Origin of the sequence: Stenotrophomonas sp. GD03877 (genome assembly GCF_029840555.1) — a bacterium.
Classification (GTDB): domain Bacteria; phylum Pseudomonadota; class Gammaproteobacteria; order Xanthomonadales; family Xanthomonadaceae; genus Stenotrophomonas; species Stenotrophomonas geniculata.
In genome coordinates this window covers 16,344-40,120 of sequence record NZ_JAOCCT010000008.1, presented here as the reverse complement: position 1 = coordinate 40,120, position 23,777 = coordinate 16,344, and the positions used below count along the sequence as shown (strand labels likewise).

The window sequence follows — 23,777 nt, the reverse complement described above, 5'->3', positions numbered from 1 at the left end:
CCGCTAGGAGAAATCACCATGAACGCCATACTCAAAACCGAAGCCGTCGCCATCGAAGCCGCCGCACCGCTGGAAGTGGCCGACCCGACCAAGAACCTGATCTTGGTTCCCCTCTCGCAGTTGCTGCCGCGCCGCTCCAAGCGCAACGTCCGCACGACCCCGCGCCAGTCCATCCCCGAACTGGCCGCGAGCATTGCCCGCATCGGCTTGCTGCAAAACCTGATCGTCATCCTCGCCGCCGATGGCGAGCAATACGAAGTCGTCGCAGGCGACCGCCGCCTGACCGCCTTGAAGCTGCTGGCAAAGAAGAAGCGCATCCCCGCCGACTACGAAGTGCCGTGCCTGCTGGTGCCCGATGCTTCGGCCCGTACCGTCAGCCTCGCGGAGAACGTGCAGCGCGAGAACATGCACCCCGCCGACCAGTTCGCGGCCTTCGCCGCGCTGGTCAAGGAAGGCCGACCCATCGAGGACATTGCCGCCGACTTCGGCGTGTCCCCGCTGGTGGTGCAGCGCCGCTTGAAGCTGGCGAACGTCTCGCCGCGCCTGATGGCCGACTACCGGGCCGGTGGCGTGACGCTGGAACAGTTGATGGCCTTGACCATCACCGACGACCACGCCGCGCAGGAAGCCGCGTTCTATGGTGCGCCGGAATGGCAGCGCAGCCCGTCCAAGCTGCGCGAGCGCCTGACCGAGCGCGAAATCGACGCCGCGCATGCGCTGGTGCGCTTCGTCGGGCTGGACACCTACCGGCAGGCAGGCGGCGGCATCCGCCGCGACCTGTTCGCCGAAGGCGATGCCGGAACCTACCTCACCGATACCGGAGTGCTGGAAGCGCTGGTGCGCGACAAGCTGGAAACGCTGGCAGAAGACGTGCGCGCCGAGGGCTGGGCATGGGTGGAGGCCGTGCCGCATCTTGCCTACGAGGAACGGCAGGCGTTCCAGAACGCCCCGCGCCATCGCCGCGAGCCGACGACCCGCGAGGCCCGCCGCATCGCGTCGCTGGAAACCCGCCTCGAAAAGATCGACGCCGAACTGGAAGATGCCTGCGACGCCGAGGACGAGGCCAAGGCCGAGAAGCTGGAACAGCGGCGCGATCAGGTGATCGGGGAACTGCAAGACGCGGAGGACGCCTTGCAAGGCTATGCGCCCGAGGTGCGCGACGTGGCCGGTGCCATCGTCACCATCGACCGCAACGGCGAGGCCGCCATTCATCGCGGCCTGCTGCGCGAGGCCGAGGCCAAGGCGCTGCGCACGCTCGACAAGCTGCGGCGCGGTTTCGGCGGCACCGAAGGCGAAGCCGCCAACGACGAGCGCGAGGACGACGACGCGCCCAAGGCCGCGAGCCTGTCCGACCGGCTGGCGCAGCGGTTGAGCGCCCACCGCACCGCCGCGCTGCAAATCGAAGTCGCACGGCATCCGCACGTCGCGCTGGCCGCGCTGGTGCATGGCATGGTGCAGACCGTCTTGCAGCCCGACGCCTACGGCGATGGCCTGCCGCTGGGCGTGCGCCTTACGGCGCAAGACCGGCTGGAAGGCATGACCCCGGACTGGCCGGAATCGCCCGCCGCCGTGGCGCTGCGCGAACTGCAACAGGTGGCCGGTGAAGCCTTGCCGGAGGACAGCGCCGAACTGTTCGCCGCGCTGCTGGTGAATTCGCAAGACGAACTGGTGCGCCTGCTGGCGGTTTGCGTGGCCGCGACGGTAGACGTGGTGACGCCTCGCGCCACGACGCACCAGCGCGGCGAGGAACTAGCGCAGGCCGTGGGCCTCGACATGGCCGCATGGTGGAAGCCGACCGCAGAAGGCTACTTCAAGCACGTTTCCAAGGCCGCGATTCTGGATGCCGTGGGCGAGTACGCGCCCGAGCAGGTCAACCGGCTGGCGAAGCTCAAGAAGGCCGACATTGCCAGCGAAGCGGAACGGCTGGCCGATGGCACGGGCTGGATGCCCGCCATCTTCAAGGCCGCAGACCCGCAGGAGGCCGCGCAGGAAGAAGGCCCGGAGCAGGACGCGCCGGAGGATGCCGAAGCAATGGCGGATGAACCCGCCGAGGCGCTGGCCGCTTGACCCGCACCACAAACAGCCGCCCGCGCATGGCGGCGACCTATGCCCCCGGCACGGTACGCGCTCGCCGCTGGCATGGTGAAGGCGACGTGCGCGGCTATCGCCCGTCCTCGGGCTGGATGGCCTGCGCCGACCTCACCGACATTCATCCCATCACGGGCCGCGCCTTGCCGCGTGCCGTGTGGTGGCTCATCGAGACGAAGGAATAGCAGCGGCAGCCCCCGGCACATTGAGCCGGGGGCTGTTCCAAAATCCGGGCGCGGCGGTGGCCGCGCCCGGTTCCAACGTCCAAAACAAAATCGCCCCGTCGCCGCCTTCAGCCAGGCGGGGACAGGGCGGCGCGGGATTCCTCCCGCGCACTTGCTTCACGGCAGTCGGTCGCTATGATGAGCGTACAGCCGCGTCTAGCTGAACCTGCTGCCGGGTTAAACGACGTTCTATACCGCTTCATTCGTTACGTTGACCGTGCCCATTCCTTCGGTCGATGCGTAATCGGCAGACATCGGCCATGTACAGAGGAATTTGGCATGTCTGCATCTACCTATTTTGTTTCCGAGGCCGCCGTCCGCAATCTCAAACAGCGGGCGGAGCGCCGCGTGAGCGGCGTCCGTTCCGCGCATATGAGCGAGGTCGTAGCCGCCGCGCTCGGGTTCAGAACCCATGCGGCGCTGCGCGCCGCACTCGGCGGTCGCGCCACTGCCGAGGCTAGCAAACCGAGCAATGCACGCGCGATCCAGCGGTTGCGGCAGTTGGGCTACAACGCACCAGATGACCTGCATTTGCTACCAGAGCTGGACCGTTCCTACTCGCCGTTCAAGACCTATCCGCTGCGCAAGCAGCGCGGCGTGCGCTGGAACGCATGGCGCAACCTGATGGTCGCGGCGATCAACGCCGGCTTGGAACAGCGCCTGTTCGGGTTGTCCCCGGGCGAGGACTGGTGGGCCGGCGCCGACCCGACGAACGGAGGCGGCGTGCGCGGGTTGTACCGCTTCACCTTCGACGGCCTGCCGGCAACTGCGGCTGTCGCCGCGATTAGCGGCGACGAGTTGGCGATCCACGTACTGCTTGACCCGCGCAATGAGCAGGTCGAAGCCGACTTCAACGACGGCCTGGATGACGGCGCGGCGTGCGCGCACGGCTGGCTGGAACGTCGGCTCGGCGCTTGGATACAGGATGGCGGAGAGGAATTCTCGTGCAAGCGTGCTGTGCAGGCGCGAGTGGCCGCGGTGGTGATTGAGCCGCACGGTTACGCCGACCAAGGCAGCTTCATCCTGTAGAGCGTTCGAGCCAGTTCGTGAGGCGAGAACAGGGCGTGGCGGCACTTATGCGCCGCCGGGCTTTCGGGCTGCGTCCCGTGCCGTCTTTGCCGTCACGGCCATTCGGCTTCAATCCCTCACGCCTTCGCGCCTGCGCGCCTGCGGCGCTGCGCTTGCCTCCAGGGGAAAGCCTTGCAGGCTATCCCCGCCGCGCGATGCTTGGTGCATCTTCGATGCGGCCGAACCGGCTGCGCTGGATCGGCCTGGCCAGCGCCCCGCCGCGATGGTCGCAACGCTGGCAAACACGCTGGCGCTTGCTGCGGCAGGTTGTGCGGATGCGTGCCGTCCTCAACGCTGGCGGTTCCTGCCCATCACGTCACGAAGGACGGTTCACGGACAACCCGCCCGGCATCGCTATGGAGCTTCCACGCCACGCCTCAAGACCTGCGCCGAAAGGTGCGGCAAGGGCGTTCTCGCTTGTCGTTGGGTGGTTGACCTGGCCCGCGTCAGGGGGCGTGCCGGAGATGCCTTCGGGCGGGGGGGGGCGAGCCGGCCCTATCTCCTTTCGGAGCGGTTCGGCCCAAGGCGTCCTTGTCTCGTTGTGAATCCTGGCGGGGGCGCGGCTGCGCCTCGGGCTTCATGGCTGCAACCGTCCGGCGAAAACAATTTCCCCGCCGCTGCGCGGCTTCCTCGCGCAGCAAATTCTTTTCACCTTCCGGTTCTCCACTGCGTTTCGACCGCAAGCGGTGCAGCCAGCCCGTCCCCCGCCGGCCGGATCACAACAAGGACGCGATGGGCGCGAACCTTGTTCAACCGAAAGGAGAAATCATCATGGCCAACATCGGCACCTTCACCACCGACAAAGACGGCTTCACCGGCACGCTGCGCACCCTGACGCTCAACGTCAAGGTCAAGCTGGTTCCCAACGACAAGGGCAGCAGCGAGAACGCCCCCGACTTCCGCCTCCAGGCCGCAGGCCACGACATCGGCGCGGCATGGAACAAGACCAGCGAGGCCGGGCGGGAATACAAGTCCGTGACCCTCGACGATCCTTCGTTCCCGGCTCCGGTCTATGCCCGCCTGATCGAAGGCGAGGACGGCACGCACGACCTGATCTGGTCGCGCAGCAAGCCCCAGGCGGCGTGACCGCCGCAGCGCCCCGCCCATCGCGGCGGGGCGCTGTGCTGTTGGTACAGCACCTATCCAGTCAGCACCTATGAGAAGCAGGCTCGTTCCGAACCGCTATTGGAAATTACACGCCGTTCCTAGCGGATTTAATGTCAAGAAGATTGATCTGGTCAATCTTATCTTTGTGGATCACGATGGTCAGCTTCGCGGGATACTTGAATCGCATTTCGCTGATCCTGAACGTCCACAGCATTATCTTCAGGAGATCCTCGTCGGAAATGTTCTTGTGTCCTTTGATTCGCGTGATTCCCGAACCGAAGATTGTGGTCGATACGCTTTGCTGGGCGTAGACGTTGTTTACCTTGTCCCAGAAATTGATGAGAAACTCAAGGTACTCCGGCATCGTTAGCAGCGCCTTGTTGTTCTCGTCGAACTTGGAGAACGCGGTCAGGAGGTAGTCCTTGTACAGGCAGATCGTGCCTATCTGATATCTTTTCTTCTTCCCCTGTTTCCTGGCCTCGTTCTCATCCAGCACTTCGCTGATATCAAAAGCGTATTCCTCGATGTGGCGGTCCAGTTCGGAGAGTGGGACGCCGAGATGCTTCTGGATGAAAACGCCGTTGAGGGAAGTCTCGCCAATTATCTTGTTATCAACCTGCGTGTCGAAATACTCATTGAAGGCGATTGCCTTCAATCCAGGCTGCTGGAAAATGTCTCCAGTCTTGATCGCGACATCGCTGCCCTCGACATTGATGTCGATACTATTCAGGTTGTTCGACCAGAGCCATATCACCAAGTAGGTGAGCGCCAGTATTACTAAGAAGGCCAAGCCAGCCTTCAGCTTCCACTCGGTAGGGACGTCAACAAAAATAACTACGAATGACAGCGTACCGCTGATGACAGCGGTGATCTCAAGGAATTTCTTGATGACCCGCCTATCAAAAAAGTTGACCTTCGCCATGACGTGGATCATTCGCTCCGATATGTCGATTGATTATGGGTTGTACCTGTAGATGCCTGGGGCCTTCATGCTCCCAACCATGAACTCGCCGTCCTGCAAGGATTTTTTTATGAGTTCCTTGTTCATTGGGACATGAAGCGTAGGGATTTTGCTCATCGAATCCCGGAATACGGGAAGATTTCCCCACAGGTTCTTGACCGCCTGCTTCAATGATCCACCGACCAGCAGGCTTTCCTTGGTGGCATATTCAGGGTAGACGACGATGACGGGTAGCCCCTGGTCGTTGATCCCGTAGTCGATTTCTTCTCGAAGGGCACGGGAATTCGTCGTGATCGAACTCAAGATGAGGATGATGTTCTTCGAGTTCCGAAGGCGCTCCCTGAGTCTCGGCTTCAGGGTGTATTCCCAATCGCTGCCGTCGCGGACGCTGTAAGTTTTGTCGTGCGAATCGACAAAGGGGAACGTCGCATCAGCGCCTTTCCACATCCGCAGGGTGTTGTAGTATTGAAAATCTTTTGTCGCATTGGCACCCAGCGAGCTGGGATGGAATGGCTCCGCAACGTAGAAGGCGGTGTAGTTTCCATTTCGATATGCCATGGCGCTTCTCAATCTCCGTCTGAATTCAATACCGCCTCAAGTTCCTGGCGAACCTGCGCCAGCAACTCGTCGGCCTTGCGCGTGCTGTCGCCTGCGTAAGCCAGCGTCAGCAGCGTGAGCGGGTGGATCTCCATCACCTCGCACAGCTCGGCCAGTTTGTTCAAGGTCGGGCTTTTAAGGTCGCGCTCCAGGGTACTCATATAGGTGCGGCTCGACACGTCCGAAAACGCTTCTTGGCTCAAGCCACGCGCTTTCCTGACTGTCTTCAAAGCCTTCGCCAATGAGTACCGAGCCGCCACCTATGGTTCCCCTGAAAAACCAAGATGACAACTCATTGCGCTCTATAGGGCTACAATCTATAGTGTTCATTGTTGTTCTCCGCTTTCGTGCCTTTACGGAAATCCGTATCGACGGGTTCCAGCAAAGCCACAGAACCGCATCCGTGCTTGCGCACGAAGGCGTACATCCGTTTTCGCGGTTCTGCGCTTCGACGTGGAACAGCATTTGTGCATCATTGGATTTGTGGGATTGCCGACCATGCCCCAGTCACTCACCACCGCCCCGGAGCGCGCGCAACTGCTCGCCAACGGCGCGGCCCGTGCCGCTGGCCGGGCCATCGACCCGGTGCCCGTGGTGCGCCTGTTCACGCCGGACGCGCACGTGACCTGGCTGCTGGCCGCGCTCGACCCCGTCGATGGCGATACCGCCTGGGGCCTCATCGACCTGGGGATCGGGATGCCGGCGCAAGGCACCTTCAAGCTGTCCGAGCTGGCCGGCATCGTCGGGCCACGCAAGCAGCCCGTGATGCGCGATCTCTATTTCCAGCCCACGCGCACACTGTCGGAATACACCTGCTTGGCCGAGCAAGACGGGGCTATCCCGGACTGAGCACAGCCCACTGTGACTTTTTCAGTCTGGTGTCATACCGGGCAGGTCTCAATCAGCATTCTTGCGGCGCAGCCGCACCAGTCTGATCCAAATAGACATGATGCCCGACGCGGGCTACGGCAGGCTGGTCTGTACGGCGCCCCACCTCGGGGCGTTGCCGCCGCAGCATTGAGACAACTACCGCAACGCATCGGAGCCAATCGGTCTTGACAGTCCCAACTATCTTTTTTCCCCATGACGTTCTGATGATGGCGAAGTAGCGCGTAGCCCTGCCGTGGCGGCCTGTCCTGTTCGCAGGGAGGTTGCGCCATGGTCGATCCCCATCACGTCGCGCATTGGTATCCGACTGCCGCTTACCTGTACGTCCTTTGGCTGGATACGCTCGCGCTCGCCTGGGAGTACCTGCGCAGGCATCCCGACTACCGGCTTGACTGGCTGCGCCGTCATCGCCGGCCTGAAGCAGCGCATCGCTGGGGCTTGCGCCTGCTGGAAGACCCGGCCTTGGATGCGCGTGACGCGCATCCCGCTTGGCTGCCTGGTCATGCGGCCGTGGTGCAGCTCTATCCCGATGCCGACCCGCCGCAGGATGCCGCCACCTTCGCGTTCTGGTGCATCCCCGGCCACAAGCAACTTCTCCACGACGGCAAGGGGCTGGCGCTGATCGCGCGCAGCCCAGGCCATTGCCTGCGCTTCGCGTTGGCGTCCGCCCTGGAAGACGGCATGGCCGTGGCCTATGCCCATCGCGGCGGCGCTGCCGCGAATGCGCGTCGCCATACGCACGGCCCAGCCTTGGCCGACGCCAAGCCCAGGCCAACACCTGCCGCGCTGCTGGAGCTGCACACCTTGCAGGCGCTCGACGCGACCCTGGCGGGCGCATCCTTGCGCGATGTCGGCGAAGGGCTGTTCGGTGCCGAGGCCGTGGCCGATTGGTACAGCGATGGCGGCCTGCGCTCCAAGGTGCGCCGCCTGGTGCGGCGCGGCGATGCGCTGATGCGCGGCGGCTATCGCCGATTAGCACAGCTTCCGCCGCTTGAGAAGGGTCGTTTTGATGCGGACGCAAAACGGCCCTGATCGGAAACCTCTCGCTTCTTGAGACTGCCTCCATCCGGTCGCGCTGTGTGGCCGGGCGTTTTCAAACGATGGAGGTTCACACCATGCGTCCCGCTCCTTTGCGGCCTGCCGCCACTGTCTCGACCGCTGCCGCGCAACCTCAACGCTATCTCACCAACGACGAAGCCGCCGAGTACCTACGCCTATCGCCGCGCACGCTGGAAAAGCAGCGCGTGATTGGCGGTGGCCCGCGCTTTCGCAAGTTCGGCCGCCGTGTCATGTACGCCGTGGCCGACCTCGATGCCTGGGCTGCCGACCGCAGCTTCGAGACGACCTCCGATCCCGAATACGCCGAGCACCACTTGGCCGACAGCCGTGCGCGCTGATCGGCGGCGCGCGGCAGGCCATCGCCATGTCCAGCACCGCGCTGCCGTCTCGGCAGCGGCCGTTGCAGGAGCGCGAACAGCTCGACCTGTTCCGCGCCTTGCCCGGCGACATGGCGCCGCGCGACAGCCAGGACTTGATGGCCTATCCGTTCTTCTCGCTCGGCAAGTCCAAGCGGGTCAAGCCCATCGACTTCCGTGCGGGCAACGTGACGATCCGCGTGGAGGGCACGGCCGAACACGGCATCGCCACGATCTGGGATGCGGACGTGCTGATCTGGGCTGCCTCGCAGATCGTGGAGGCGAAGGACGCGGGCCTGCGGCCCTCGCGGCTGATGCGCGCCACGCCCTACGAGATCCTGCGCTTCATCGGGCGCGGCAAGTCGCTGCGCGACTACCAGCGCCTCAAAGCGGCCTTGGATCGGCTGCAATCGACCACGGTGGCCACGTCCATCCGCGAGACGACCGGGCGGCGCCTGCATCGCTTCTCGTGGATCAACGAATGGAAGGAACTGGCCGATGCCAACGGCACGCCGCTGGGCATCGAGCTGATCCTGCCGGACTGGTTCTACGCCGGCGTGCTCGACGCCGCCCTGGTGCTGACCATCGACCCGGCGTATTTCCGGCTGACCGGCGGCATCGAGCGGTGGCTGTACCGCCTGGTGCGCAAGCACGGCGGCAAGCAGGAATACGGCTGGCAATTCGACTTCCGCTACCTGCACCAGAAGTCCGGCAGCACTGCGAAGCCCTACGACTTCGCCTGCGACCTGCGCGCGCTGGTCGCGCGGCAGTCGCTGCCCGGCTACGTCCTGGGCATCGAGAGGATGCCGGACAACGGCATGGAACTGCTGACGTTCCGGCCCGTGCCGCATACGGCACGGGGATAACTCCGGGAGAGCCTGTGAATGGTGTCGTGCTATCAGGCGTGCGGGGTATCGTGCTATCGGGCGTGGGACTATCGTGCTATCAGGCGTGCCGATCGGCCGCAAACCCGCACCAGCACTGGGTTTCCCCGCCCTCTAACTTCCCTAACTTAATTTCTCTAACTTTTAGTAGAGAAACGCCGCTGCGGTGGACAACCACCACGCGGCCGCAAACGCCGCGACAACAGCCGGGCTTTCCAGCAGGGAGGGCCAGGTCATGATCGTCGCGCTGCTCAACCAGAAAGGCGGCGTGGGCAAGACCACGCTTGCTACGCACATCGCCGGCGAGCTGGCGATGCGCGGCCAGCATGTCGTGCTGCTGGACGCCGACCCGCAGGGTTCATCGCTGGACTGGACGCAGCGCAGAAGCCAGCAAGGCTTGCCACGGCTGTTCAGCGCCGTCGGCCTCGCACGCGAAACGCTGCATCAGGAAGCGCCAGAACTCGCCAGGCGGGCAGATCACGTCGTCATCGATGGGCCGCCGCGCATCGCCGCCTTGGCGCGCTCCGCGCTGCTGGCGGCTGAGCGCGTGCTGATCCCGGTGCAGCCCAGTCCCTACGACCTCTGGGCTTCAGCTGAAATGGTGGCGCTGATCCGCGAGGCGCAGGTGTTCCGGCCGGCGCTGCGCGCGGCCTTCGTCATCAACCGGCGCGTCAGTACCACCGTGATCGGGCGCGAAGCGCGCCAGGCGCTCGCAGACCAGCCGCTTCCTGCGCTGCGCGCGGAAGTGCATCAACGCATCGTGTTCGCCGACAGCGTGGCCGCTGGCCGGCTTGCACGCGAGACGGCGCCGAACAGCGCCGCCGCCCGCGAGATCACGGCGCTGGTGGACGAATTGCTGCGGTGGCCGTCATGACAGAGAAGCCGCCACCGAACAGCAAGCGCAATGCCAAGCGCGTCGGCATCGGCGCGCGTCCGCCCGCGAATCCACACGCCGAGGCGTGGATTCGTCAGGGCGACGCCGATGCGCTCAACAAGGGCGACCTGTACACCGCACGTCTGACCCTCGACATCACGCCCGCCATGCGGGCGCGCATCAAGGTGTCGGCCTTCACGCAGGGCGTGACCGTTGCCGATCTGTTGCGCGGGCTGCTGGAGCGAGAGTTTCCAGAACACCGCAGGGAGAGCACACCATGAACGCATCCGCTTCGCCTGCCGCTGGCGCGGCCACGGCTGCGCTCGCAGCACCTTCCGGCCAGCCTGCCAACGCGCCGCTGACGCGCGTGGCGCTGGCCTACATCGAACCACGCTTCAAGCTCTATCTGCGCTTCGGTGAACCCGCGCGCACGCTCCAGCTCGACCGCTGGCGGCGTTGCGCGGTGTTCCTGCCGGGCGCCGTGTTTTGCCGCATCCGCTGGCAGGCCAACGACTACGGCACCGTGCGCTGGCAGCTCATGGTCATGCAGGCTTGCACGCCGCTGGACGCGGCGCAGCGCATCCCCGGCGTGCAGCCGGGCGCGCGCCTGCTGCTGCACGCCGAGGGAGAAAATCAGGTGCGCGCCATGCTGGAACGCATCGACGCCATCGAGGCGCTGGGCATCGCACCTGTCGGTGCCTCGCCCGCGTACTGGCGCACGCTCGCCAACCGGCTTGCTGCGCGCCTGCCGCTGCCGGAGTACACCGCCGAGCGGCACGCCGCCTGGCTCGCAGGGAGGGCGCTGCCATGACCGCCGCTTGTGCTGCCGACACCGCGCCGCATCCTCGCTCGCGCCTGCGCACTCGTATCGTGCTGGCGGGCCTGTCCGCCTGCGGCCTCGCTGCGCTGGCCTGGGCATCCTTCGTGCATCCGCTGCCGCGCCTGATCTACAACCCGTCCGACAGTGTGGCGATCGGCTGGTATCGCGTCGATCCGCTGGGCCACGGTGCCGGCTCGCTGCCACGTCCGTTGTCCGTAGGCAGCATCGTCCTGACCACGATGCCGGCAGATGCCGCCGCGCTGGCTGCGCAGCGCGGCTACCTGCCGGCTCACGTACCGCTGCTCAAGCGCGTGGGCGCCATCGCGCCGCAGGAGGTGTGCATCACCGGCCGCATCGTCCGCATCGACGGCGTGCCTTCGGCCGCCGTGCTGCCCGCTGACCGTTGGGGCCGGCCGCTGCCATCCTGGCAGCAATGCCGTCGCCTTCAACCCGGCGAACTGTTCCTGTTCAGTGTGACCAACCCGGCGTCGTTCGACAGCAGGTACTTCGGGCCGGTCAGCGCGTCCGCCGTGATCGGCATCGCGCATCCAATCTGGCTGGAGGCCCGTCCATGATGGCGGCCGATTCGCTGCACGTTGCCGTGCATCTCATCGTGCCATCGGGCGTGCCGATCCGTTGGCTTTCCGCATGTCGTCGCGCGTGCAGTGCGGGCGCATCCGCGCTGCACTTCGCGCTGCCTTCCCATGTGCAGGCGTCTTGCCTCGAACGCGCCTGGCCTGTGGCCGTCGCCGCGTTCGCAGGCGCGCTGGCTGCCCACGCAGCAGCACCGCCGGGCCGCCGCTGCCCGGAGCGCCAGCGAGGGGCAAAGGCGGAAGGCAAGACAAAAGGACGCGGCACCGGGCCGCGTCGAAAGCCAGTCTGCACGTGGGGTTGGCGCAGCACGGCGCGGCTTCGCTGCCGTGCTGCTTGTGGCGCGAAGCTCGCGCCAATGCAGGCATGTCTGCGTGCTTCGCACGACAGGACACGCCGTAACTTGCAGGGAGCACAGCCATGACCGACCGCCGCGACGACGATTTCCGCATCCGCCCCAGCGCCCCGAAGAATCGGGGCCAGGGCTTCGTCTCCAAGGTGCTCAAGCAGGCAGACAAGGCCAGCGCCGGCAAGTCCTCGGTGCGCCGTTCGGCGTCGGCGCATGGCACCGGCCAGCGGCCCGGCTCGCGCCTGGGGCGCGGCCACACGGCGGCGCGCTTCGCGGGGGCGAAGCTGATGCCCATGTCGCGGCGCGTGACCATCAAAACGCTGCTGGTCAACCAGCGCCAGGCCAGCCCGCAGTCGCTCGCCAAGCACCTGCGCTACATCGAACGCGACGGTGTGGGCCGCGATGGCGAGCCGGGCCAAGCCTACGGGCCGCAAACCGATGCCGCCGACCTCGACGCCTTCAAGGAACGCTGCGCCGACGACCGGCACCATTTCCGCTTCATCCTCTCGCCCGAGGATGGCGCGGAGCTGGAAGACCTGCGCACCTACACGCGGCACCTCATGGGCCGCATGGAGGCCGACCTGGGCACGGGCCTCGATTGGGTGGCGGTCAACCACTGGAACACCGACAACCCGCACACGCACATCGTCGTGCGCGGGCGCGACGACACCGGCAAAGACCTCATCATCGCGGGCGATTACATCGCCGATGGCTTCCGCCATCGCGCCGCCGAGCTGGCCACCGAATGGCTGGGGCCGCGCACCGAGCTGGAGATCCAGCAGACCTTGCAGCGCGAGGTGGAGCAAGAGCGGTGGACGAGCCTGGATCGCACCCTGCAACGCGAGGCAGGCGAGGGCGGCCGAGTGCAGATCGAACGCTTCAACGAACCGCGGCTGCAATGCCAGCGCCTGCTGCTGATCGGCCGGCTGCAACGCTTGCAGCGCCTGGGCCTGGCCGACGAAATGCAGCCCGGCACCTGGGCCGTCCATGCCGACGCCGAAAAGACCCTGCGCGTCCTGGGCGAGCGTGGCGACATCATCCGCACCATGCAGCGGGCCATGCGCGGCGAGCCGCGCGAGCTGGCGGTGTTCGAGCCGGGAGACGACGGCCGAACCATCCTCGGCCGCGTGGCCGCGAAGGGGCTGGCCGACGAGCTGCGAGACCGGGGCTATCTGGTCATCGACGGGGTGGATGGCAAGGCCCACTACGTCGCGCTCAACGCCCGCGACGAGCTGGCGAACTACCCAGCCGGTGCCGTGGTGGAGGTGAAGGGATCGGCCGACCTGCGCGCCGCCGACAAGAACATCGCCGCACTGGCGAGCGGTGGCCTGTACCGCACCGATCATCACCTCGCCATCGCGCAGGGTCAGGCCGTACCGGGCCGCGATCCGCAGGAAGTCGTCGCGGTCCACGTCCGCCGGCTCGAAGCCCTGCGCCGGGCCGGCATCGTGGAGCGCGTGGCCGAAGGGCTATGGAAGGTGCCGGACGACCTGGCCGAGCAGGGCCGCCGCTACGACGCGCAGCGCCTGGGCGGCGTGGCCGTTGAACTGAAATCGCACCTGCCCATAGAGCGGCAGGCCCGCGTGATCGGGGCCACCTGGCTTGACCAGCAGTTGATCGGCGGCGGCTCGGGCTTGGGCGACCTGGGCTTTGGCGGCGAGGCCAAACAGGCGATGCAGCAGCGCGCCGACTTCCTGGCCGAACAGGGGCTGGCCGAGCGGCGCGGGCAGCGCGTAATCCTAGCCCGGAATCTGTTGGGCACGCTGCGCAATCGGGAATTGGCGCAGGCCGCCAAGGACATTGCGGCCGAAACCGGCTTGGAGCACCGGCCCGTGTCCGACGGCCAACGCGTGGCTGGCATCTACAGGCGTTCCGTCATGCTCGCTAGCGGGCGCTACGCGATGCTTGATGACGGCATGGGATTCAGCCTGGTGCCGTGGAAGCCGGTGATCGAGCAGCGGTTGGGACAACAACTCGCTGCGACCATTCATAAAGGATCGGCTTCCTGGGAACTCGGAATTCGTCGAGGTATATCTATTGGATAGAAGCTAGTCTTCCGTCAACAGGTGTAGCCATCTCTTGCTAGCGGCTTCCATAGAACTTTTCCACGAACGAGCGACGGTAACTCTGGTGGCAGGCTAGGCAGCTTTGCTGGGTTTTGGAGAAAGCCGCGATGACTGCTTGGCCGTCATTCCGCTGGGCAGCCTCGCCCATGGCGGTCGCGGCGTCATGGACCTGTCCATCAAGACCCCGAAACTTTCCAGCGTCTGCCCCAAGCCAGGCAAGGATGCGCATCTTTTCCGACATGGACGGCTCGGCATGCTTGGCGATTCGTGGTGCTAGCTCGGTGACCAGTGGCCAGTCTTCTTTGGAGATCGCGCCCGTGACGGCTTGCATGTCGCGCCCGAGTCTTTCCATTATGGTACGAAGCGTCATTGGCTTTGCCGCCTCTACGGACTGCGCACCGAGTGCCGCGGCGAAGGTTGCCAAGAGCACGGACAGCGAAAATGTGAAGAACGATCTGGGTTTCAAGGGCTGGTTCACGAATTTCTCCATTGATGTTTTGACGAATGCTTTGGGTCTAACGAATGGTTGCAGGTGCCCTCAAAATTCCAAACTCAGCGCGATCGATCCGAATGCGTGATAGCCCGCCTGCTGGTCGAACTCGCGGGTTCTCCAAACGCGCATCACGGCAAGCCGCACGCCACGTCCAGCAACGATCCATTGGCTGCTGATGCCGAGAGCTGCTTGCGCGACCCAAGGCCGCCGGCTGACATGGTGGCTATTCCGGAACATGTTTCCGTCGAGTGAGAAGTCCCAGGCGACGGCTTTACCCTCCAGGTTCAGGAAGACATGTGCCCCAGGTTTGGGCGCCAGGACCGATTGCGGCGTTGTCGTGCGCAGATCGGCAACACCAGATGGCGGGCGGTTCTCCGCGCCAGGGCGGATCGGATAGCTGCCGAAGTCGTTCGGTATGTTCCAGCCCGCGCGAAACTCCACGCCGGTACTGGCGGCGGTTTCGATGTTTCCAACCCGCAGGGCATAGCCGCCGATCACGTCGCTGCCCCATCCAGGGCGGACCGCGCCCTCCGTGTACGGCTTGAACTTGCGTTCCATGGCCATCTGAAATGCCGGCTCGTTGCGCAACTGGTTGTCCCAGCCGCGAAAGCGCTCAATGCCGCGTGCCCGATGCACCAGATCCTGGGATTGCTCGGCCAGCGACCAGGGGCCGATCACGCCCAGGGTCAGCTCACGCACGTCAAGGATTTCGTAGCTTGCGGCTTGTGGATGGATGCGGCGATTCCACGCCAAACCCAGGTAGAGCAAACCAGCGTACGGTCGATCATCTGGAATCACATCGGTGCGCGTCTTGTTCTCGGGCGTGTACATGACTTGGCCAAAGCGCACAACGAGGTTTTGCGACGACGAGTGGGCGCCGGCGTCGTGCCAGAAGCCTGGATCAGCCCAGCCGATGAAGCGGGCGTACAAGCCAATCGGCTGGGGCAGGCATTCCGGACGGAGCCCGCCTTGCAGATCGCGTGAGACTGCTGTTAGCGCGACACCGTTGGTGTAGTTGCGATCGGAGCCGGTGAACAAATCGTTCTCCAGACGCAGAGTGCCGCCCCGCCAGCGCAGGGATTGCTCTGGTGAGCAGGAGGGAGGATTTGCAGAGAGCGAGACTTCGGAACCGAAAGCAGCAATCGGGCTGAACAATGCACCCGTAATCAACAAGGCGGCGCACTGCATCGGCTGCCGCACCTTGGTGCCGCGCAGGCTCCAGAGATACCCGTCGATGCCAATCATGTTGCCCCATCGCCTGCCGCCCTGTTGACGTAAAAGCGTTCGAGGGCACTGACGATTTCCTCCGCTTCGTCTACGCAGGTGAACAAGTCGAGATCGGATGGAGAGACATAGCCTTCGTCGAGCAGAAGATCGAAATCAACTACGCGACGCCAGAATGCACGGCCGACCAGCACCACCGGAATACGCTGCATCTTTCCGGTCTGGATCAAGGTGAGCACCTCGAACAGCTCATCGAGCGTTCCATAGCCACCGGGGAATGCCACCAAGCCCTTGGCGTGCAACAAGAAGTGCATCTTGCGCAGCGCGAAATAGTGGAACCTGAACGCCAGGTCCGGGCACATGTAGGGGTTGGGTGCCTGTTCGTGCGGCAGCGTGATGTTGAGGCCAATCGAGCGTGCGCCAACCTCGAAAGCACCGCGGTTGGCGGCCTCCATGATGCCGGGACCACCCCCGGTGACGACGACGAAATCACGTCGGTTCTGCTGCTGAAAACGCGCCGAAATCAGACCCGAGAAACGCCTCGCTTGCTCGTAATGACGTGCCTGTTCGACCCGGCGGTGGGCTCGCGCGAGCTCTTGCCGCAGCCCGGCATTCTCCGCAGTGACGAGCGCCTGACGCTCCAGCGCGCCAAGGCGGGCTTCTGCCGTCTCGGTATCGCTCACGCGTGCGCTGCCGAAGACCACTACCGTCGAGCGGATGCCTTTCTCGTGCAGGATGCGCTCAGGTTTGAGTAGTTCGAGCTGCAGTCGCAGCGGCCGCAGTTCGTCCTGGCCAAGCAGTTCGATGTCTTCGTACGCAAGACGGTACGTTGGCGACTCGCGGATGGCGCGCAGGCGTTCAGCGAGATCTTCGGCGGGCTTCATCACTCGTGCGCCAGAAAGTCCGGCCAGCGCAGCGCATGACCATGCTCGGGCACCGTGACCTGCCAGCCGAGTTGCTGTTGCAGGAGTTCGGCGAAGGCCTGCGCGGCAGACAGTTCCCCATGCACCACGAAGGTTTGCGCCGGTGGGTGAACAAAACCCCGAGCCCAATTCAGCAACGCCTTCTGGTCGGCATGCGCCGAGAGGCCGCCCATGCTGTGGATCGCCGCACGTACCGGGATGTCCTCACCGAAGATGCGTACACGTTCGGCCCCCTCGATCAGGCGCCGGCCAAGCGTCCCCTGCGCCTGGAAGCCGGGAAACAAGATACTGCATTCCCGGCGTGGCAAGTTGTGGCGCAGGTGGTGCCGGATACGTCCCGCATCGCACATGCCACTGGCAGAGATGATGATGGCCCCGGAGCGGATCCGGTTCAGCGCCATGGACTCTTCAGCGCTCGCTGTGAAACTCAGGTATGGGAGGTTCTCGCCGCGCGCGTGCCATCCTGCCAACCGCTTCGCCTGTTCGTCGAACAATTCGAGATGTTCACGCGTGATGCGTGTGGCCTCGGTGGCCATCGGCGAATCGACGAATACCATCGGTTGTCGCAACCGCCCCTCGCAGGTGAGTCGATGCAGGTGGTAAAGGACTTCCTGGGTTCGGCCAACCGCGAAGGCCGGCACGATGACGTTGCCGCCGCTCTCGAAGAGGGTTTTCTCGACGATGCTGATCATCTCCTCTTCGGTTGCCGAGAAATCCTTGTGTTGGCGGTTGCCGTAGGTGGACTCGATGATGAGGATGTCGGCGTCCTCGATGGGTGTCGGGTCGCGAAGGATCGGGCGCCCCGGCTGGCCGAGGTCACCACTGAAAACGAGCTTTGTCGGATAGCCATACTCGGTCACCCAGACTTCGATGATGGCCGACCCAAGAATGTGCCCGGCATCGCGGAAACGGGTGCGCACCCCCACGCGGGGCGCGAACTCCCGGTCGTATTCGATGCCTCGCACCTGCTGCAAGCAGTCGCTGGCATCCTGCAGGGTATACAGGGGTGACAGCGCGGTCTTCTCTTTGAACCGCTTGGCATCCCGCTTCGCATCGCTTTCCTGGATGTGAGCGCTATCGGGCAGCATCACCCCGAGCAGATCAACCGTGGCTGGCGTGGCGTAAATAGGCCCCGTGAATCCTGCGCGCGTGAGTTTTGGCAATAGCCCGCTGTGGTCGATGTGGGCATGGGTCAGGAGCACGAAATCAATCGATGCCGGGTCGAACGGGAATGGCTCATGGTTACGTGCCGCCGCCGTGCGTCCGCCCTGAACCATGCCGCAATCCACCAGGAAGCGTACGTTGAGCGCTTCCACCAAGAAACACGACCCGGTAACTTCGCGCGCAGCGCCCAGAAAATGCAGTTTCATGGGACCTTCACTCCGGATTTTTCTTTTGTATCGGGCAAGTGCCCAGGCCAAGCAGACAGTAGCCCGGACAGCGACCGGCCAGGCCGGTGACGAGGGGCATGATTCCGATGAGCCCCAGCCAGCGCCAGGGTGAGTCCAGCCACAACGGCAGGCTGAGCAGAATCAGCCCGAGGACGATGCGGACAATGCGGTCGACACTTCCAACGTTGATTTGCATGATGGTCTCCTTGTGTTTCGTCAGCGGCTTGAAAACGCGACGGGGGCGGCAGCGCCCCGCGGCGGATGGATTGCGGTTGATGGCGCGGTGGATGTGTCCCAGCCACCGCCAAGGGCCTTGTAGAGCGCCACCAATTGCACGGCCGCGTTGGCATGGGCCCGCGCGGCTGCGGTTTCGGCCTCGTGCAGGCTGCGCTGGGCGGCCAGCAGCTCGACCAGGGCGATGTCGCCCGCGGCGTAGCGAGCTTTGGCGTGGCCGTAGCTGGTGCGTGCGGCATCCAGTGACATGCCACGGCGCTCAAGCGTGTCCAGTCCGCCGTGGTAGTCGCCCAGGGCGCGCTCGGCGTCGCCCAGCGCCGTCAGCACGGCCTGCTCATAGGCCAGCGCGGCCTGTCGCTCGGCCGCCTCGCGTGCCCGAATTTCGGCTCGCACACGGCCACCGTCGAACAGGCGCCAGGAAATCAGCGGCAGGATGGAAAAACGCGAGCTGGATGCATCGAACCAATCGCCCGTACTGAGCGCTTGGAACCCGCCGCCGACACCGATGGAGAGTTTGGGGAACAACTCGGCCGTGGCCACGCCGATGTCGGCGGAACTCGCTGCCAGGCGACGTTCCGCAGCCAGCACGTCCGGGCGCCGGCGCAGCATCTCTGCGCGCTCGCCCACCGGCAGCGCCCGCAGCGTGCTCGGCGTCAAGGGGCCATCCAGCAGTGCCAGCTCCCGCTCCGGCGGCGCGCCCAGCAGCACGCCCAGGCTGAGTATCGCGGCGCGCTGACGCGCCTGGATATCCGGGATGAGCGCGTTGACTGCTGTCCATTGGGCGTACGCCGCCTCCACGTCGGCGGCCGACGCGTCGCCCAGCGCATGCCGCAGGCGCACCAATTCCAAGGTCTGCTGCAGCGTATCCAGTGTGGCCTGTTGTGCGTGCAACTCGTAGCGGGCGCCGACGGCGGTGAACCAAGTGCGTGCGACCTCGGCCACGATGCGCATGCGTATGCCCTGCGCCTCGGCTTCGGTCGCCTGCAGGCGGGCGCTGGCGCCTTCCAGCGCCCGCCGCTTGGCCCCGAACAAGTCGGCCTCCCAGGCCGCGTCGAAGCCCGCGTCGTAGATGGTCTGCGTGGCGTCAAGGCCGGGGATCGAACCTACGGGCAGGGGTCCGTTCTCGCTTTGACGGCGCCGGTTGACGCTCGCGCCAGCGGCGGCGGTGGGCAATGCCTCGCCGGCCACACGATCGCGCAGGGCGCGTGCCTCATCGATGCGTGCCGCAGCGTGGCGCAGATCCAGGTTCTGTGCCAGCGCCGTGGCCATCAGGCGATCGAGGATGGGATCGTCCAGTGCAGACCACCATTGGCTCAAGTCTGCGGACTGGGATTCGCTTGCCAACGGCAAGCTCCAGCCGCTGCCGACGTCGACCGGCGGCGGCTCGCGGTAGTCGGGGCCCACGCTTGCGCAGGCAGTCAGCAGCACGCAGGACAGGGCCAGCACGAGCGGACGCGCGCGCCCAGGGGTCAGGCCGGTGACGGTTGCGCGAAGAAAGGGAGTGCGGGGCTTGGATTTCATTGCAGGCGTCCTCGGACGAATACGGTGGCCATGGTCAGCGTGGCGAGGGCGATGACCGCCAGCGGCCACAGGCTGGCGAGAATGTCACCGGGCGGCATGGCCTTGAGAAAGCTGCCTTCGACGATGATGAGGAAATGGGTCAGTGGGATGGCCTGAGCCAGCCATTGCAGGACGACAGGCATGTTTTCCACAGGCGTCGCAAAGCCGGACATCAGCACCGCCGGCACGCCGATGGCGAACGCTCCCAGGATGGCCTGCTGCTGCGTCATGCTGACCGCGGAAATCATCAGGCCGATGCCGACCACCGAGGCGATGAACAGCACCAGGCTGGCGAGCAGCAGCGCGAACGAGCCGGTGAACGGGATGCCGAACAGGAACACGCCGGCGCTGATCATGAACAGGCCCAAGAGCGTGCCGATCGCCAGCGCAGGCAGCGACTTGGAAACAATGATCTCCGGCGTCGAGGTGGGCGATACCAGCAACTGGTCGAAGGTGCCCAGCTCGCGCTCGCGCGCGATCGACAACGAGGTGATCAAGAGCGAGCTGAACAGCGCCAGGATGCCCGTGAGGCCGGGCACGATGAACCAGCGGTAGACCAGATTCGGGTTGAACCAGTGGCGCACGACCACGGGCGTTGGTGCCTGGGCGTCGGGCACGACCTCGGCGCCGACATCGGCGGCGATGGTGGACAGATAGGCTACGGTGATCTGCCCGGAGTTGCTGCGCCGGCCATCGACCAGTACCTGCGCGCGGCCACTTTCGCCGGCGGCGATGGAGCGCGAAAAATCCACCGGAATGGCAAGCGCGGCGATCACCTCGCCACGGTCGATCAGCTCGTGTAGCTGCTGCTGGCTGTCGACATGCCGGACGTGGGTGATGAAGCGGGCGCTGTCCAGGCGCTGTACCAACTCGTGCGACCACCGCCCCGCATCCTGATCGTAGACGGCGATATCGACGTTGCGCACTTCCAGCGTCGCGGCAAAGGCAAACACCAGCAACTGCAGGATCGGCGGCACGAACACCACCATGCGGCTGCGCGGGTCGCGCAGGACGCTGAGTACTTCCTTGATGAACTGGGCGCGCAGGCGGGTGAACGAGAATGCGGACGTCAACATCGCTTCACTCCAGGTTCTTGCGCGTGGCGCGCTTGGCGATCACGAAGAACAGCACCCCGATCGCCGCCATGGCCGCCAGGTTGGGCAGGAACACGGCCCAGATGTCGCCGGCCAGGAACACCGTCTTCAGCGAATCGACGAAGTAACGCGCCGGAACCAGCCGGGTGATGGCGCGGATCGGTGCCGGCATGGCGTCGATCTCGTACAGAAAGCCCGACAACATGAAGGCCGGCAGGAAGCCCGTGAACAGCGCGATCTGCGCTGCCAGGAACTGGTTGCGTGCCAATGAGGAAATCAGCAGACCCTGACCCAGCGCCGGCACCATGAACACCCCCGACAGCAGCAGCAGCGCCGCCAGCGAGCCCCGCATCGGGACCCCGAACACGAACACCGCCAGCGCCGCCGCACCCAGTGTGGACAGCATGCCGAGCACGAAGTACGGCAGCAGCTTGCCGATCAGGATTTCGGCCACCGAGGCCGGCGTGGACAGCACCGCCTCCATGGTGCCGCGCTCCCATTCACGCGCCACCACCAGTGCAGTCAGCATGGTGCCGATGATGGTCATGACGATGGCGATGGCACCGGGAATCAGTGCGCGGCGGCTTTCCAGCTCGGGGTTGAACCAGTAGCGCGGTTCCAGCATGACGGCCTGCGCTGGTGCTCCGACGTCCAGTCCGGCACGCCAGGACTGGACCACGCCACGGGCGTAGTTCTCGACGTAGTTGGCGGTATTGGGGTAGGAGCCATCGGTGACGATCTGCACCAGCGGCTCGCTGCCACGCTGGGCCAGCCGCTGCTCGAAATCCTGCGGAATCACCACGTAGCCGCGCAGGTCGCCTGAGACCAGTTGGTCGGCCACTTCGCGCCGGTCATGGGCGAAGTGGGCATCCAGGAACTTTGTGCCGGCAAAGGCCGCCGCAAGCTCCTGCGCTGCAGCGCCGGGCGACTCCAGCACCACGCCGACGCGGACATCCTTCGCATCCAGCGACACCGCATAGGCGAACAGCAGCAGCAACACCACTGGCAGCACGAACGCGATCAGCAGCGTCGAGGGGTCGCGCAGCGCCTGGTAGCTTTCCTTGGTGACCAGGGCGATCAAGCGCCGCAGATCAAAATGGCGCAAGTCGGACTGCAGGGGGCCACTTCCGTCTTTGTGCATTGTGGCGCCGTTCATGTGGCGGCCTCCAGCTCGCGGTCTGACGACTCCACCAGGTGAATGAAGGCGTCCTCCATCGTCGGGTCGGGTCGTTCGGGGCTGACCGCCGAACGTTTGAGCGCGTCGGGCGTATCCAGCGCGATCAGTTGCGCACGCGAGAGCACGGCCACGCGGTCGCAGTATTCGGCCTCGTCCATGAAGTGGGTGGTGACCATGATGGTCACGCCCTTGCGGGCCAGTCCGTTGATGTGGGTCCAGAATTCGCGCCGGGTGATCGGGTCCACGCCCGAAGTGGGTTCATCCAGGAACAGCACGGGCGGCCGGTGCATCAGCGAACAAGCCAATGCCAGGCGCTGCTTGTGGCCCAGCGGCAGGGAATCGGGCGTGGCGGACAGCCAGTCGCCCAGATCGAAGGTTTCGATCATCTCGGCAATGCGCTCGCGCCGGGTGTTGCCTTCCAGTCCGTAGACGCCGGCCGAGAATTCCAGGTTCTGCTGCACCGAGAGCAGGCCGTAGAGCGAAAACTTCTGCGCCATGTAGCCGAGCCGACTCTTGGCTGCGCCGGTGGCGCGGCGCAGATCATGGCCCACCACATGCGCTTCGCCAGCAGTGGGTTTCAACAGGCCGCACAGCATCTTGAAGGTGGTGGACTTGCCGGCACCGTTGGGGCCGAGCAGGCCAAAGATTTCGCCCTTTTGCACCTCGAAGCTGACGTTGTCGGTGGCGGTGAACTCGCCGAAGCGCTTGGTGAGGTTTCGGCACGACACGGCAATGTCGAAACCCAGCTCAACCGGGGGCAGACGCTCGGCCAGCGTCGACGTGCCGCCGGGGCCGCCACCGAGCAGATCGATGAAGGCGTCTTCGAAGCGCGCAGGCACCTGCGCCAGCCGCACCTGCGCCTGATCGGACAGGGCCTGGAGCTGCCCTGCGTCCGCGCCCTCGCGCAACACCACGCGCACGCCGGCGCCTTGGATCACGCCATCGCTCACGGTGGGCAGGTCGAGTGCCTGGGTCAGGACCGCTCGGCGCTCGGCACCGACGTCTTCCAGACGGAAACTGCGGCCTTCGAGCTGCGCGGTCAGCTCCTGCGGCGAGCCATCGAACAGGAGCTTCCCTTGGTTCAGCAGCAGCACGCTCTCGCAGCGCTCGGCTTCGTCGAGATAGGCGGTGGACCAGACCACGGCCATGCCTTCATCGGTCAGCGCCTGCACCATGCGCCACAAGTCCTGGCGGCTGACCGGGTCGACACCCACGCCCGGCTCGTCCAGCAGCAGCACCTTCGGCCGCGCCATGAGCGCACAGGCAAGGCCCAGCTTCTGCTTCATGCCGCCGGAGAGCTTGCCGGCCAGGCGTTTGGTGAAGGGTCCGAGCCGCGTGAAGTCCAGCAGCTCGGCAAACAGATCGGCGTTGCGGTCCGCATCCATGCCGCGCAACTGCGCATACAGGCGCATGTTCTCCATCACCGACAGGTCTTCGTACAGGCCAAAGCGTTGCGGCATGTAGCCACTGGCGACATGAATGGCGTCGTTGTCCTTGACCACGTCATAGCCTGCCAAGGTGACGTGGCCGGCGTTCGGCACCAGGAGGCCGGTCAGAATCCGCATCAGCGTCGTCTTGCCGGCGCCGTCGGGGCCGACCAGACCCGTCAGCCGTCCATAGTGGATGCGCGCGCTCAAGCCCCGCAGCGCCTTTACGTCGCCGAAATGCTTGTCCACGTCTTCGATGACGATGGCAGCGTCTTCGCCCGCACCCGCAGGCACGGCGGCGATAGCAGGGCTTGCCTGCATT

Annotated in this window: 25 protein-coding genes; 13 read left to right on the top strand and 12 right to left on the bottom strand. The window is 65.1% G+C overall.

The window, feature by feature from the left end; genetic code table 11:
- Window positions 1-18 precede the first annotated feature (18 nt).
- From N5D20_RS08170 to N5D20_RS08155, 4 genes are all read left to right on the top strand, one after another.
- The gene (locus N5D20_RS08170) at window positions 19-2,067 is read left to right on the top strand and encodes a ParB/RepB/Spo0J family partition protein (protein ID WP_057505644.1); all 2,049 of its coding nucleotides are present in this window, start codon (window positions 19-21) and stop codon (window positions 2,065-2,067) included.
- Window positions 2,064-2,273: a hypothetical protein gene (locus tag N5D20_RS08165; protein WP_074197644.1), complete on the top strand. Its 210-nt coding sequence runs from the start codon at window positions 2,064-2,066 to the stop codon at window positions 2,271-2,273. Before N5D20_RS08170 ends, N5D20_RS08165 begins: the two co-directional genes overlap by 4 nt.
- A 318-nt stretch (window positions 2,274-2,591) precedes the next feature.
- Complete coding sequence (locus tag N5D20_RS08160) at window positions 2,592-3,341, top strand: hypothetical protein (RefSeq protein WP_054660124.1); 750 nt, start codon at window positions 2,592-2,594, stop codon at window positions 3,339-3,341.
- 810 nt (window positions 3,342-4,151) lie between these two features.
- On the top strand, window positions 4,152-4,466 hold the full coding sequence (locus N5D20_RS08155) for a DUF736 domain-containing protein (RefSeq protein WP_003107092.1): 315 nt from the start codon (window positions 4,152-4,154) through the stop codon (window positions 4,464-4,466).
- 106 nt (window positions 4,467-4,572) lie between these two features.
- On the opposite strand, the gene N5D20_RS08150 is transcribed toward N5D20_RS08155, so the two are convergent.
- From N5D20_RS08150 to N5D20_RS08140, 3 genes are read right to left on the bottom strand one after another with little or no spacing between them, the layout of a single operon-like run.
- Entirely contained in the window at window positions 4,573-5,409 is an 837-nt protein-coding gene (locus tag N5D20_RS08150; protein WP_024162204.1) for a macro domain-containing protein, read from the bottom strand.
- A gap of 33 nt (window positions 5,410-5,442) precedes the next feature.
- Window positions 5,443-6,006 carry a TIR domain-containing protein gene (locus tag N5D20_RS08145; RefSeq protein WP_016448843.1) on the bottom strand — a complete coding sequence of 188 codons (564 nt, stop codon included), beginning with the start codon at window positions 6,004-6,006 and terminating at the stop codon, window positions 5,443-5,445.
- Between the two features lie 8 nt (window positions 6,007-6,014).
- Window positions 6,015-6,305, bottom strand: a complete 291-nt coding sequence (locus N5D20_RS08140; RefSeq protein WP_034399567.1) for a helix-turn-helix transcriptional regulator — start codon at window positions 6,303-6,305, stop codon at window positions 6,015-6,017.
- 238 nt (window positions 6,306-6,543) lie between these two features.
- Between N5D20_RS08140 and N5D20_RS08135 the strand changes: the two genes are divergently transcribed.
- From N5D20_RS08135 to N5D20_RS08095, 9 genes are all read left to right on the top strand, one after another.
- Complete coding sequence (locus tag N5D20_RS08135; RefSeq protein ID WP_016448841.1) at window positions 6,544-6,894, top strand: DUF2958 domain-containing protein; 351 nt, start codon at window positions 6,544-6,546, stop codon at window positions 6,892-6,894.
- A gap of 309 nt (window positions 6,895-7,203) precedes the next feature.
- Window positions 7,204-7,965, top strand: coding sequence for a DUF2285 domain-containing protein (locus tag N5D20_RS08130; RefSeq protein ID WP_003294092.1), 762 nt, complete (start codon window positions 7,204-7,206; stop codon window positions 7,963-7,965).
- A gap of 83 nt (window positions 7,966-8,048) precedes the next feature.
- Window positions 8,049-8,330: a helix-turn-helix domain-containing protein gene (locus N5D20_RS08125; RefSeq protein ID WP_003294091.1), complete on the top strand. Its 282-nt coding sequence runs from the start codon at window positions 8,049-8,051 to the stop codon at window positions 8,328-8,330.
- Window positions 8,331-8,356: 26 nt separating this feature from the next.
- Complete coding sequence (locus N5D20_RS08120) at window positions 8,357-9,214, top strand: replication initiator protein A (protein WP_016448840.1); 858 nt, start codon at window positions 8,357-8,359, stop codon at window positions 9,212-9,214.
- Between the two features lie 253 nt (window positions 9,215-9,467).
- Complete coding sequence (gene parA / locus N5D20_RS08115; protein WP_016448839.1) at window positions 9,468-10,106, top strand: ParA family partition ATPase; 639 nt, start codon at window positions 9,468-9,470, stop codon at window positions 10,104-10,106.
- Window positions 10,103-10,387, top strand: coding sequence for a hypothetical protein (locus tag N5D20_RS08110; protein WP_016448838.1), 285 nt, complete (start codon window positions 10,103-10,105; stop codon window positions 10,385-10,387). The genes parA and N5D20_RS08110 overlap by 4 nt, the downstream gene beginning before the upstream one ends.
- Window positions 10,384-10,917, top strand: coding sequence for a DUF2840 domain-containing protein (locus N5D20_RS08105; RefSeq protein WP_016448837.1), 534 nt, complete (start codon window positions 10,384-10,386; stop codon window positions 10,915-10,917). The genes N5D20_RS08110 and N5D20_RS08105 overlap by 4 nt, the downstream gene beginning before the upstream one ends.
- Window positions 10,914-11,501 carry a S26 family signal peptidase gene (locus N5D20_RS08100; protein WP_016448836.1) on the top strand — a complete coding sequence of 196 codons (588 nt, stop codon included), beginning with the start codon at window positions 10,914-10,916 and terminating at the stop codon, window positions 11,499-11,501. The genes N5D20_RS08105 and N5D20_RS08100 overlap by 4 nt, the downstream gene beginning before the upstream one ends.
- A 436-nt stretch (window positions 11,502-11,937) precedes the next feature.
- Window positions 11,938-13,911, top strand: coding sequence for a relaxase/mobilization nuclease and DUF3363 domain-containing protein (locus N5D20_RS08095; protein ID WP_016448835.1), 1,974 nt, complete (start codon window positions 11,938-11,940; stop codon window positions 13,909-13,911).
- A 37-nt stretch (window positions 13,912-13,948) separates the two neighbouring features.
- Here the strand turns inward: N5D20_RS08095 and N5D20_RS08090 are convergent, their stop codons facing one another.
- From N5D20_RS08090 to N5D20_RS08050, 9 genes are read right to left on the bottom strand one after another with little or no spacing between them, the layout of a single operon-like run.
- A complete protein-coding gene (locus N5D20_RS08090; RefSeq protein WP_074197597.1) occupies window positions 13,949-14,422 on the bottom strand; it encodes a cytochrome c in 474 nt (157 codons plus the stop codon).
- A 48-nt stretch (window positions 14,423-14,470) separates the two neighbouring features.
- Window positions 14,471-15,670: a lipid A deacylase LpxR family protein gene (locus N5D20_RS08085; protein WP_016448833.1), complete on the bottom strand. Its 1,200-nt coding sequence runs from the start codon at window positions 15,668-15,670 to the stop codon at window positions 14,471-14,473.
- On the bottom strand, window positions 15,667-16,533 hold the full coding sequence (locus N5D20_RS08080; protein WP_054659139.1) for a TIGR00730 family Rossman fold protein: 867 nt from the start codon (window positions 16,531-16,533) through the stop codon (window positions 15,667-15,669). Before N5D20_RS08080 ends, N5D20_RS08085 begins: the two co-directional genes overlap by 4 nt.
- Entirely contained in the window at window positions 16,533-17,942 is a 1,410-nt protein-coding gene (locus tag N5D20_RS08075) for an MBL fold metallo-hydrolase (RefSeq protein ID WP_054659141.1), read from the bottom strand. The genes N5D20_RS08080 and N5D20_RS08075 overlap by 1 nt, the downstream gene beginning before the upstream one ends.
- Before the next feature lie 7 nt (window positions 17,943-17,949).
- The gene (locus N5D20_RS08070) at window positions 17,950-18,159 is read right to left on the bottom strand and encodes a DUF2892 domain-containing protein (protein ID WP_016448830.1); all 210 of its coding nucleotides are present in this window, start codon (window positions 18,157-18,159) and stop codon (window positions 17,950-17,952) included.
- 20 nt (window positions 18,160-18,179) lie between these two features.
- Window positions 18,180-19,718, bottom strand: coding sequence for an efflux transporter outer membrane subunit (locus N5D20_RS08065; protein ID WP_057506648.1), 1,539 nt, complete (start codon window positions 19,716-19,718; stop codon window positions 18,180-18,182).
- Window positions 19,715-20,833, bottom strand: a complete 1,119-nt coding sequence (locus N5D20_RS08060; protein ID WP_016448828.1) for an ABC transporter permease — start codon at window positions 20,831-20,833, stop codon at window positions 19,715-19,717. Before N5D20_RS08060 ends, N5D20_RS08065 begins: the two co-directional genes overlap by 4 nt.
- A gap of 4 nt (window positions 20,834-20,837) precedes the next feature.
- Entirely contained in the window at window positions 20,838-22,007 is a 1,170-nt protein-coding gene (locus tag N5D20_RS08055; RefSeq protein ID WP_016448827.1) for an ABC transporter permease, read from the bottom strand.
- Complete coding sequence (locus N5D20_RS08050) at window positions 22,004-23,776, bottom strand: ATP-binding cassette domain-containing protein (protein ID WP_016448826.1); 1,773 nt, start codon at window positions 23,774-23,776, stop codon at window positions 22,004-22,006. Before N5D20_RS08050 ends, N5D20_RS08055 begins: the two co-directional genes overlap by 4 nt.
- Window position 23,777: the final 1 nt, after the last annotated feature.

What these genes read in the sequence shown, in the direction of transcription:
- N5D20_RS08170 (WP_057505644.1), top strand. Translation starts at nt 19, where the DNA reads ATGAACGCCATACTCAAAACCGAAGCCGTCGCCATCGAAGCCGCCGCA.
- N5D20_RS08160 (WP_054660124.1), top strand. Translation starts at nt 2,592, where the DNA reads ATGTCTGCATCTACCTATTTTGTTTCCGAGGCCGCCGTCCGCAATCTC.
- N5D20_RS08155 (WP_003107092.1), top strand. Translation starts at nt 4,152, where the DNA reads ATGGCCAACATCGGCACCTTCACCACCGACAAAGACGGCTTCACCGGC.
- N5D20_RS08150 (WP_024162204.1), bottom strand. Translation starts at nt 5,409, where the DNA reads ATGGCGAAGGTCAACTTTTTTGATAGGCGGGTCATCAAGAAATTCCTT.
- N5D20_RS08145 (WP_016448843.1), bottom strand. Translation starts at nt 6,006, where the DNA reads ATGGCATATCGAAATGGAAACTACACCGCCTTCTACGTTGCGGAGCCA.
- N5D20_RS08135 (WP_016448841.1), top strand. Translation starts at nt 6,544, where the DNA reads ATGCCCCAGTCACTCACCACCGCCCCGGAGCGCGCGCAACTGCTCGCC.
- N5D20_RS08130 (WP_003294092.1), top strand. Translation starts at nt 7,204, where the DNA reads ATGGTCGATCCCCATCACGTCGCGCATTGGTATCCGACTGCCGCTTAC.
- N5D20_RS08125 (WP_003294091.1), top strand. Translation starts at nt 8,049, where the DNA reads ATGCGTCCCGCTCCTTTGCGGCCTGCCGCCACTGTCTCGACCGCTGCC.
- N5D20_RS08120 (WP_016448840.1), top strand. Translation starts at nt 8,357, where the DNA reads ATGTCCAGCACCGCGCTGCCGTCTCGGCAGCGGCCGTTGCAGGAGCGC.
- parA (WP_016448839.1), top strand. Translation starts at nt 9,468, where the DNA reads ATGATCGTCGCGCTGCTCAACCAGAAAGGCGGCGTGGGCAAGACCACG.
- N5D20_RS08110 (WP_016448838.1), top strand. Translation starts at nt 10,103, where the DNA reads ATGACAGAGAAGCCGCCACCGAACAGCAAGCGCAATGCCAAGCGCGTC.
- N5D20_RS08105 (WP_016448837.1), top strand. Translation starts at nt 10,384, where the DNA reads ATGAACGCATCCGCTTCGCCTGCCGCTGGCGCGGCCACGGCTGCGCTC.
- N5D20_RS08100 (WP_016448836.1), top strand. Translation starts at nt 10,914, where the DNA reads ATGACCGCCGCTTGTGCTGCCGACACCGCGCCGCATCCTCGCTCGCGC.
- N5D20_RS08095 (WP_016448835.1), top strand. Translation starts at nt 11,938, where the DNA reads ATGACCGACCGCCGCGACGACGATTTCCGCATCCGCCCCAGCGCCCCG.
- N5D20_RS08090 (WP_074197597.1), bottom strand. Translation starts at nt 14,422, where the DNA reads ATGGAGAAATTCGTGAACCAGCCCTTGAAACCCAGATCGTTCTTCACA.
- N5D20_RS08085 (WP_016448833.1), bottom strand. Translation starts at nt 15,670, where the DNA reads ATGATTGGCATCGACGGGTATCTCTGGAGCCTGCGCGGCACCAAGGTG.
- N5D20_RS08080 (WP_054659139.1), bottom strand. Translation starts at nt 16,533, where the DNA reads ATGAAGCCCGCCGAAGATCTCGCTGAACGCCTGCGCGCCATCCGCGAG.
- N5D20_RS08075 (WP_054659141.1), bottom strand. Translation starts at nt 17,942, where the DNA reads ATGAAACTGCATTTTCTGGGCGCTGCGCGCGAAGTTACCGGGTCGTGT.
- N5D20_RS08070 (WP_016448830.1), bottom strand. Translation starts at nt 18,159, where the DNA reads ATGCAAATCAACGTTGGAAGTGTCGACCGCATTGTCCGCATCGTCCTC.
- N5D20_RS08065 (WP_057506648.1), bottom strand. Translation starts at nt 19,718, where the DNA reads ATGAAATCCAAGCCCCGCACTCCCTTTCTTCGCGCAACCGTCACCGGC.
- N5D20_RS08060 (WP_016448828.1), bottom strand. Translation starts at nt 20,833, where the DNA reads ATGTTGACGTCCGCATTCTCGTTCACCCGCCTGCGCGCCCAGTTCATC.
- N5D20_RS08055 (WP_016448827.1), bottom strand. Translation starts at nt 22,007, where the DNA reads ATGAACGGCGCCACAATGCACAAAGACGGAAGTGGCCCCCTGCAGTCC.
- N5D20_RS08050 (WP_016448826.1), bottom strand. Translation starts at nt 23,776, where the DNA reads ATGCAGGCAAGCCCTGCTATCGCCGCCGTGCCTGCGGGTGCGGGCGAA.